Origin of the sequence: Bradyrhizobium sp. Mp27 (assembly GCF_029953005.1) — a bacterium.
Classification (GTDB): Bacteria; Pseudomonadota; Alphaproteobacteria; order Rhizobiales; family Xanthobacteraceae; genus Bradyrhizobium; species Bradyrhizobium barranii.
Genome location: NZ_JASAUS010000237.1, coordinates 1 through 7,729 on the forward strand (window position 1 = coordinate 1; position 7,729 = coordinate 7,729).

Annotated in this window: 13 protein-coding genes; 6 read left to right on the forward strand and 7 right to left on the reverse strand. The window is 59.8% G+C overall.

Features of this window, described 5'->3' with window-relative positions; genetic code table 11:
* Positions 1–123: 123 nt before the first annotated feature.
* Together QJT78_RS46395 and QJT78_RS46400 are read left to right on the forward strand one after the other, a co-directional pair.
* On the forward strand, positions 124–426 hold the full coding sequence (locus tag QJT78_RS46395; RefSeq protein ID WP_281460682.1) for a hypothetical protein: 303 nt from the start codon (positions 124–126) through the stop codon (positions 424–426).
* Complete coding sequence (locus QJT78_RS46400) at positions 423–656, forward strand: hypothetical protein (protein ID WP_309248381.1); 234 nt, start codon at positions 423–425, stop codon at positions 654–656. The genes QJT78_RS46395 and QJT78_RS46400 overlap by 4 nt, the downstream gene beginning before the upstream one ends.
* 557 nt (positions 657–1,213) lie before the next feature.
* Here the strand turns inward: QJT78_RS46400 and QJT78_RS46405 are convergent.
* The 3 genes from QJT78_RS46405 to QJT78_RS46415 all read right to left on the reverse strand — a co-directional run bounded on the left by QJT78_RS46405 (position 1,214) and on the right by QJT78_RS46415 (position 2,075).
* Complete coding sequence (locus QJT78_RS46405) at positions 1,214–1,399, reverse strand: hypothetical protein (protein WP_028152975.1); 186 nt, start codon at positions 1,397–1,399, stop codon at positions 1,214–1,216.
* Between the two features lie 62 nt (positions 1,400–1,461).
* The gene (locus QJT78_RS46410) at positions 1,462–1,668 is read right to left on the reverse strand and encodes a hypothetical protein (protein WP_080586875.1); all 207 of its coding nucleotides are present in this window, start codon (positions 1,666–1,668) and stop codon (positions 1,462–1,464) included.
* A 242-nt stretch (positions 1,669–1,910) separates the two neighbouring features.
* Positions 1,911–2,075, reverse strand: a complete 165-nt coding sequence (locus QJT78_RS46415) for a hypothetical protein (RefSeq protein WP_085965744.1) — start codon at positions 2,073–2,075, stop codon at positions 1,911–1,913.
* A gap of 550 nt (positions 2,076–2,625) precedes the next feature.
* On the opposite strand from QJT78_RS46415, the gene QJT78_RS46420 reads away from it, so the two are divergent.
* Positions 2,626–2,976, forward strand: a complete 351-nt coding sequence (locus QJT78_RS46420; RefSeq protein WP_028152973.1) for a hypothetical protein — start codon at positions 2,626–2,628, stop codon at positions 2,974–2,976.
* 495 nt (positions 2,977–3,471) lie between these two features.
* Positions 3,472–3,849, forward strand: a complete 378-nt coding sequence (locus QJT78_RS46425; RefSeq protein ID WP_028152972.1) for an NUDIX hydrolase — start codon at positions 3,472–3,474, stop codon at positions 3,847–3,849.
* A gap of 142 nt (positions 3,850–3,991) precedes the next feature.
* On the opposite strand, the gene QJT78_RS46430 is transcribed toward QJT78_RS46425, so the two are convergent.
* Positions 3,992–4,246 carry a PepSY domain-containing protein gene (locus QJT78_RS46430; protein WP_028152971.1) on the reverse strand — a complete coding sequence of 85 codons (255 nt, stop codon included), beginning with the start codon at positions 4,244–4,246 and terminating at the stop codon, positions 3,992–3,994.
* 126 nt (positions 4,247–4,372) lie between these two features.
* Here QJT78_RS46430 and QJT78_RS46435 point away from each other — a divergent pair, with 126 nt between their 5' ends.
* A complete protein-coding gene (locus tag QJT78_RS46435) occupies positions 4,373–4,684 on the forward strand; it encodes a hypothetical protein (RefSeq protein WP_312016890.1) in 312 nt (103 codons plus the stop codon).
* Positions 4,685–4,691: 7 nt separating this feature from the next.
* On the opposite strand, the gene QJT78_RS46440 is transcribed toward QJT78_RS46435, so the two are convergent.
* The 3 genes from QJT78_RS46440 to QJT78_RS46450 all read right to left on the reverse strand — a co-directional run bounded on the left by QJT78_RS46440 (position 4,692) and on the right by QJT78_RS46450 (position 6,458).
* Entirely contained in the window at positions 4,692–5,117 is a 426-nt protein-coding gene (locus QJT78_RS46440) for an MgtC/SapB family protein (RefSeq protein WP_028152970.1), read from the reverse strand.
* A gap of 73 nt (positions 5,118–5,190) precedes the next feature.
* On the reverse strand, positions 5,191–5,766 hold the full coding sequence (locus tag QJT78_RS46445; RefSeq protein WP_063711786.1) for a nuclear transport factor 2 family protein: 576 nt from the start codon (positions 5,764–5,766) through the stop codon (positions 5,191–5,193).
* A 275-nt stretch (positions 5,767–6,041) separates the two neighbouring features.
* A complete protein-coding gene (locus QJT78_RS46450) occupies positions 6,042–6,458 on the reverse strand; it encodes a hypothetical protein (RefSeq protein ID WP_155258060.1) in 417 nt (138 codons plus the stop codon).
* 313 nt (positions 6,459–6,771) lie between these two features.
* Between QJT78_RS46450 and QJT78_RS46455 the strand changes: the two genes are divergently transcribed.
* On the forward strand, positions 6,772–7,410 hold the full coding sequence (locus QJT78_RS46455) for a hypothetical protein (protein ID WP_202801370.1): 639 nt from the start codon (positions 6,772–6,774) through the stop codon (positions 7,408–7,410).
* Positions 7,411–7,729 lie beyond the last annotated feature (319 nt).

The following is a 7,729-nucleotide window of genomic DNA, read 5'->3' on the forward strand; positions in this document are numbered from 1 at the left end:
TGCCGAAAGTCATCGCCGGTGTAAAGTTCATCGACGGAATCGAAGTCATTCCGAACACTGAAAGCCACGCCGCCTGATCAGGCCGCGTCACCCAAAATCAGCCATAGCTCCTTTTATCCCGGCATGGAGCCAGGCACATGGCGAAGTGGCATAGCCGCCACCTTCGAAGCCGCGCGCGAGGCTTTCGAGACTGCATGGTCGGAGCTACAGCCGAACATTCCCGACAATGCCGAATGGCGCCACGATCGCGACTGGCGGGCCGAGGTTGCGGCCAAGCGGACGCGGGGCGAGAAGCTCGACAGCGAAATCCGGAACACCCTCATGCGCTGCGCCTGCGGGACGACATTCGACAGATGGAACCCGGCCGAGAGCTACCCGCACCGCGCAATCACCGCGGTGCAGGCGGCCAATGGGACACACCGATGAAGCACGCCGAAGAACGCCCCTATGCTGACCCGGAGGCGGCCGCGCGCAAGCTCGTCGAGCTCGCGGCCAGCGTCGAGGCTGTCCAGGACGGCCGCATCTATATCGAGAGGATCAACGCGCCCTTCTTGTTCAAGCTGAAGGGGAGAGCGAGTTCGGCGCCGGGCTCAAACACGCGATCGAGCGCGGCTGGCTCCATCTGCACGAGAGCGGGACTTATGTTCGCTTGCTAGGCCCGGGCGGCCTACTCACTCAATAGATCAGGGGTGAAGGACAACCAGCCCGAGAGAAGCGCGCAGAAACCAATTCCAACATAAGGCAATGCAAGGCGCATCGAGTATTCCCTCCGGGTCGCGAAATATGCCGCCAATCTTTGATGGCAGTTGGCCGACGACAACGAATCTGAAATTAAGAGGCGGCCAACTGCCGCGGCCTTAGTTCATCTTGCGCCTGAGCTTCCGAACGATCTCACGAAGCTCAGCGACATAATCCTCAATGATCCGCTGCGCTTCCTCCAAGCGAGACGGCTTGGGCTCTTTGGGCTCGCTCTGTTCCTCAGGCTTTCCCATGAGGCCCAGCGTGTCTGATGGCGGCCAGCGTCTCTTGATCTAAATCAAATCAGGCCAAGCCGCCAACTGAGGCCGCCTCAAATCGTCAGTATTAGCCAAACGATTAGGCCAGCGTTCACGGTGCCTACGGTGACAATGCCTGCCTGAATAAGTCGCTCGGTCATGGCGCCCTCGCGAATTTGAGGGAAAATTATGCACCAACTAAAAGTGGCTATGCAGATTTAAGTACCGTCACGGACCTTGCGTTCGAGCATGGCCGTCTCGACCTGATCGGCAAGAACCGTAAGGTGGCTGGCCAGCCTCTCGAACAAGTCCCGTTTGGCTTTGTCAGTGGCAAGATCGCTGATGAGCTTGCACTCGGCCGCGTCGGTCCGCAGCTTTTCCAATTGCGCTTGATAGTCCCGCATAGCACGCCCCGCCGCGCGTACCTCTCCCTCGGCTGAATTTTACCACAGCCTTAAGCGCGCTGTCAGCGCTCACTTGGCGGCTGCAACCCGGCGGACCTGAGCCATTCGCTTATATGCGAGCCGGTCTCAGCCTGTCTGGCTCTGCGGATAAGGGTTTCGCGCTCAGGACCGCGCGGGAGCTTCTTCGCTTGCTCTCTCAGGCGTTCGGCTTCTGCGGCAAGGCGCTCTTCGAGGAATTGGCTTTGCTTGAACCGGCGACGGTGCTTCATGATTGGCCTCGTGCATACGGGTCCTAACCGTAGGGTTTGAAGCACAATTTAGCCTGTTCCGCGCGGGCGGCATTAATAAATGCTTGAAAAGCTAATTTTGCCGCGACGGTTCGGGCGCTCGGCGAGCTCTCCGCCCATCTGGTGGTCTAGGCCGAGGTTGGACGGAGAGCCGCGCGCCGGAGCCCCGTCGCATGACATGCTAGGAACGTGCCATGACAGCTGAATGAAGCTGCCGGCGCGGCTCAGTGGATGTTGAACTTAAGAGGAAGGCGAAGCTCTGCAGCGCGCTCAGCCTGATCCTTCTTGCGGAACTGGTTTTCGGCCTGCTCGAACCTGGCTAGTTCTTTCTGCGCGGCCTCTAGGAGGCGATTGCGCCAAGCTGCATCGCGCTGTGCGTTTTCCGTCATTGGCCGGATTCCTCAAACTACAAACGGCACCATCCCCAGATAGGCCGGACCACGGCGAAAGGTTCGGTGGAAACTGCGAATTTCTGACGGCGGCGAGAGCACGGAAACGAGCCCTGTGATTAGGCCACTTGGCCCGGAAACACGCCAATGCGAGCCACAAGACAAGGGCCGCTGCCTTGGTACAGCGGCCCTTCTTCCGGGTTTCAATATTTACGAAATGAAATCTGCCAGCCTCCCCGGTTTTGCCGAGTTTTCCCGACTATCTCTGTTCCGTCAATAACATTTGTGAGGCGTGCCGGAGCAAACGGCTGCGGATAGGCGGGCAGAAAGCGGACGCGCTGGGGCTTGCCCGACGCGCCACTACCGAAGTTTCCCGGCAGCTGGTCGGCACCTGTTTCGGGAAGTGACCGTTTCAAAGGAACCGCAAGGGTGGCGAATATTTGAGTCGTCGCCGGCTCCCGGCAGAGCTGGCGGAGCGGCCCCGGTCTACCCCCTTGATCCCCCCGCAGCCGGGGCCGTCTCTTCGCCCTTTGCAGTATCGGAGTAGCGTATGCGTTCCTCGCCCTCGATCGTGCCGGCTGACCGCCTCGACCGCGACATCTATCTCGTGCTTGAAGACTTTGGCGCGCGTGCCGGTTGCGCCCGGCGCGAGACCGACGAGGCTGACACCGACCTCGATATCATCCTGCAAAATCTCCTGTCCGGCCAGTACGCCTATCCGGTCCGAATTGTATCCTTCAATCCCGTCGAGGGGTGGTCGCGGGATGCTACTTCCGAGGTCGCCGACGCACTGGCCCAGCGCGCAGCCGACATCTCATCTGCGCCGCAAGACTTCATCGCCGCTAACGCCACAAAGCGCTTCGACATGCAGCTCGCGCTGCCCTTGCGCGGGGTCGCCTGATGTCTAGCGAGGATAAGCCGGCGGCGGCCGGTGCCACGATCACGACGTGCGTCAACTGTGACGACCTCGGCTGGGTTTGCGAGAACCACCCGGACCGCCCCTGGGAAGGCCCACGCGCCTGCAGCTGTGGGGGCGCCGGGGCGCCCTGTCCGGCCTGCAACGCTGCTGGCGATGGGGAAGTGCCGCGCATGCCGGAAGGCTCTCGGGTCGAGGTCGACAAGGACGGCTGGCGGCACTGAGGTGCCTTGTAAGCGGCCCCAAGCGCGTTCGCAGTAGCGCCGAACGGTCGCTGGCGACTTCATCGGCGGGTCCACAAGAGCCGCCTTCGCGCTCACCCGCCCAATACGCACAGCGCGACCAGTCGTCTGGCCCAGCGCGAACCATCGACTTGGACGTAAATCGGTTGCTCCGTAATCATAGGGGAACGATGCTCTTCACTGCGGCGCGAACCCCGCTGTAAACTGATGCCGGATTGTGAAATCGATTCGCAGGAAGATGGCTAAATCCTCGAAACTTGTCGCCGCGAAGAATGGGCGAGTACTTCTGGTCCGACGACGGCGCGATAAGCGCTGGGCGTTCCCGGGCGGCCGTAAGCGTGCGGGTGAAAGTGAGACGAAGTGTCTTCGCCGCGAGATCACCGAGGAACTGCCGAAGCTAAAACTTGGGCCGGTGAAGCTCTGGAAAGAGGTAAAGGGAAAAAACCGTCAATCCGGACGACAGATGAGTGACGCGATCTTTGTGGCCAAGAAGGCGTCCGGTCCCCTGAGGATCGGCGATAAGAACGAGATCGATAAAGCGGCTTGGCGCAAGCCGCGCGGCATCAGACTCACGCCCACGTCGCGCTACATCCGGGACAAGTTGTTCCCGAAGTAGATCACGCGCTCGCAACTGCGGCCTCGAACCCAGCGGTCAACCGCGCAACCGTTTAGCGCGGGTCCAGACCTTACTGTAATGCCCCCAGGGAGGCGGCCAGAATGCGAAGCACAACTGGCCACCCACCTTGCATCTTCTCAAGCTAGTGGTCTAGCTTTTCGCGCACGATCACGCCGGTCTTAGGGTCGGCATGGAATTCCATCTTCTGTCCGTTCTTGATGCCTTCGCCCTCCCATTGGCCGTCGTCGGCTTCAAGCTTAGTGACCTGCGAATAGCCCGACTCCATGACCTTGGCCTTCACCTGCTCCATCGGCATCCAGTCAGGTCCGGGTTGGTCTGCTCTCGCTGCTGAGCCAATGGCGAGGGAACCGAGAACCAGAATTGTGGCCAGCTTCATTTTGGCCTCCTCTCGATAAAAGGCTTCAACGGGCGCGCTGAATTGATGTTCCTCTGTCTCGCCCGCGGACTTGGTGTCAGATCGACGCAAACGAATGGACTTCCGTTTTGGACCTCTGGGGACAAGATGGCCGGCTTCGGGTCAGAACCGGCAATGCGGCCCTTTCTTATGGCGCTCGGCGGCGAGGATCTGCGCCAGCTGCCGTTGACTATGCGCAAGACCAACCTAGCGCGCCTGTTACGCGTCCGGCCGGACGGCATCTTTGTTGCACCGTTTGCGGGCGGAGAGGTCAGGCCGGATCTCTTTAAGGCTGCCGGTGCAATGGGCCTTGAAGGATTGGTTTCGAAACGCCGCGATCGCCGCTACATCGCCGGCCGCACAAAAGAATGGATCAAGGTGAAGAACCGAACACATGCGGCGATGTCCAGGCAGTTTTAGAAATATGTCACTGAAGGTCGTCCTCTTCCTTGACGAGAGTTAACAACCGGAGCGTCAGGAAGGTGAACAGCGCGATCGTCACCGCGACATCGTAGCTGCCGAGCCCGACCGAGACTCCGATCGCGCCGGTTGCCCACAGGCTCGCGGCGGTCGCGGTACCCTGTACCATATTGCCCTGCTTAAGGATCGCGCCGCCGCCGATGAAGCCAATGCCGGTGATTAGGCCTTCGATGACCTTTGCCATCCCGTCGGGCGAGGACGCCAAGAGATGTTCGCTGGCCTGGATGAAGCCGCAACTGGCGAGCGCGACCAGCGGAAAAGTACGGAGCCCCGCGCTGCGCGCCCGCTTTTCGCGGTCCCACCCAATCGGCACGGCGAGCGCGAACGCCGCCGCCAGCGTCACGAAATGAACGCCTATCTGGAAACTGTTCAAGGCAAGTCCCTAAATGAAAGTCAGGAGCCATTAGACCAAGGAGATGGGCACCTCGGCAATGAGGCGTAAGGTTTCATCGCAAGCATCCGGTAGCTTCGGCCAGATGTGCATTGCGGAATCTGTGCCGCTGTTGGCGAATAGGCGGACATCGCGGATTTATGAAAACACGCCCTAAAAGAGGCGGCCGACTGAGGCGGTCCTGCTTCATGGGCCCGCAACGGAGGACGGCGATGCGCCCGCGGTCATCAAATTCAAGGGTTGCGCTGACGATGCCATCGCGAGCCACATAGAAGATCGTCGCGCCGTCTTCGCTAGGTTGTAGATCATCAGGCCCCGACGCTGGGTATTCCTTCAAGCGGCGCTTCCAGTAGGAGCGTAAGCTCTCGCGGCCTACGATGGTCACGCCGTCGCAAGCGCATTCGGTCACAGCGCCATCGGCGTACATCTGCACGATCGCTTCGACATCGCCAGCTCGGTAGGCGTCGAGCCAATCAACTGCTGCCGCCATTGGATCAAATGCCACCCGCGGCTGCGCTCCCGCCAGCATGACGACACCGTCACCGGTTCGCGCTGGGCCGGCCATTGGTTCCTTACGGAAGAGGTGCAGGCAACGGCGCCGTTCACCTCGGGAGTCCATATCGCGCGTCATGACACCGCTAATGCAGCCGGTCACACACCGCGCCGAACTTCAACCACCACGACCAGTTTTGCGAAGGCACATTCACGATGGCTGGTTGCCGGAAGGCTCCATCCAATCGTTCGGAACAGCAATTCCGGGCAATTACCGTCAATTACGTTGACAAATGGGAGAGAGCGACGGCGCACACATTGCCTAGGCCGGAAATCCCTTGCGCTGGGCGCCGCGATGCTCGTTGTTGACCCATGGCGGACTTACTTACGGTGCTATTGATTTCCCAGGGAGGATCATCCCGCCGGTCCGGGAATGAAGCACCGCCACAAAGGAGTCATTCTTCCATTGTCGTATGACGGCCACCACCAAACCATCGCCCTGCCGCTGAGGTTCTGCCCGTTGACTACGACAGAGTTTGGCACATCAAACCATTGCCCGGGTTCGTTTGGCCGATGCGGATGCTTCAGAAGGACTCTATAGCCATTTTTTGCCATATCCCACTCGGCCTCCGCCTGTTGGCCGTCCCCACCATCACAGCACGGCTCACCTGCCCTATTCTTGAGACTTTTGAACCAAGCGTTCAGTTCTGGTCGCATCAGGTCATGTGAATAGGCTGTGTTGATGCCGAAAAATGTGACCGCACACAATCCCACCGTGCCGGCTACGATCAACCGATAAAGATGCACTGGGTGTCCATTGAAACTGGTCATGGAAACCTCCGTTTCCTAGCCCGTTTGCGTGGGTCATCGGAAACGAGCGAAGGTTCAACCGGAAGTACACTTAGGTGCCGATCAGTTCCTCGGCATGCTTTGCTTTTTGACGTGACGCCGAGTCAATTTGGCTTCTTGCCTAACAGCGAAGTGGCGACGCCCCTCACTGTGGTCAGCTTAGTGGGGCGCAGCGGACGAGATTTGCTTACGCTGAGTTTTTCGCTTTTGACCTGAGCGGAAGTCCCGGTGCTGATCGTTCCGCAGCGGCCAAATGGCGCGTTTCAGGAGCTCAAAAGGAGGCTAGGATAACTACGTGCAAGACCTCAGCGCAGACGCCGGCCTCCGGCTCCTCCGCGGCTGGCATCAGCGAAAACTCATGGAGGATTTCGCGATGAAATCGCTGGCCTATGTAACGCTATTTGTCCTCGCGCTTATGCCGAGCTACGCCTTCGCTCAACAGTCAACCGGCCACAAGATGAGCGACGAGGAGCTGATTAAGCTGTCCTTGTCCGCGGCACCCGAGGCCATCGCCAAAGACGCAACGATCGTCGCTATGGATCACGACGGCAAGATGCGGACCTTGCGCAAAGGAACTGGGCAGTGGACGTGCATGCCGGGCCATGCCGATCCGGCCAACCCCGACCCGATGTGCGGCGATCAAAACGCGATGGAATGGGCGACGGCATGGATGGAGCACAAGGAGCCACCGGCGAATAAGGTAGGGTTCATGTACATGCTGCAAGGGGACGGAGGTGCAAGCAACACCGACCCCTATGCAACAAAAGAAGAGCCCGGCAACAATTGGATCAAAACCGGCGCACACGTAATGATCGTGGGCTCTGGCGCTAAGATGTTGGATGGTTATCCACGCGACGCGAAGGCCGACCCAACGAAGCCCTATGTGATGTGGCCTGGCACGCAATACGAGCATTTGATGCTGCCGGTCCGCTGATCTCGCGATCCTGCATCCGCGCCAGGACGGTTCTGTGCGGGGCGCGCGCGATGAAACGCGCGTCCCTATCGGTCCTGCTGCCCCGATGAGTCCGCTTGCGGCCCCTTAGCGGACTTCGTGACGAGTCGGCTTCTGCGCCGCTGTTGGCGAATAAGTGGGTACTGGCCGAAATAGGCCACTCGCGAAAGCGAATTAGGCCACTGGTAGGAACAGAGCTGGCCCCGCAAATTCGGACAGTAGCTTGAGTGGATTTTCTGCCTGACAGCGGCGAGGATTCTTGCTGCGAATCAGGAGCGAAGATGACGAAGAAGAGCCGCCG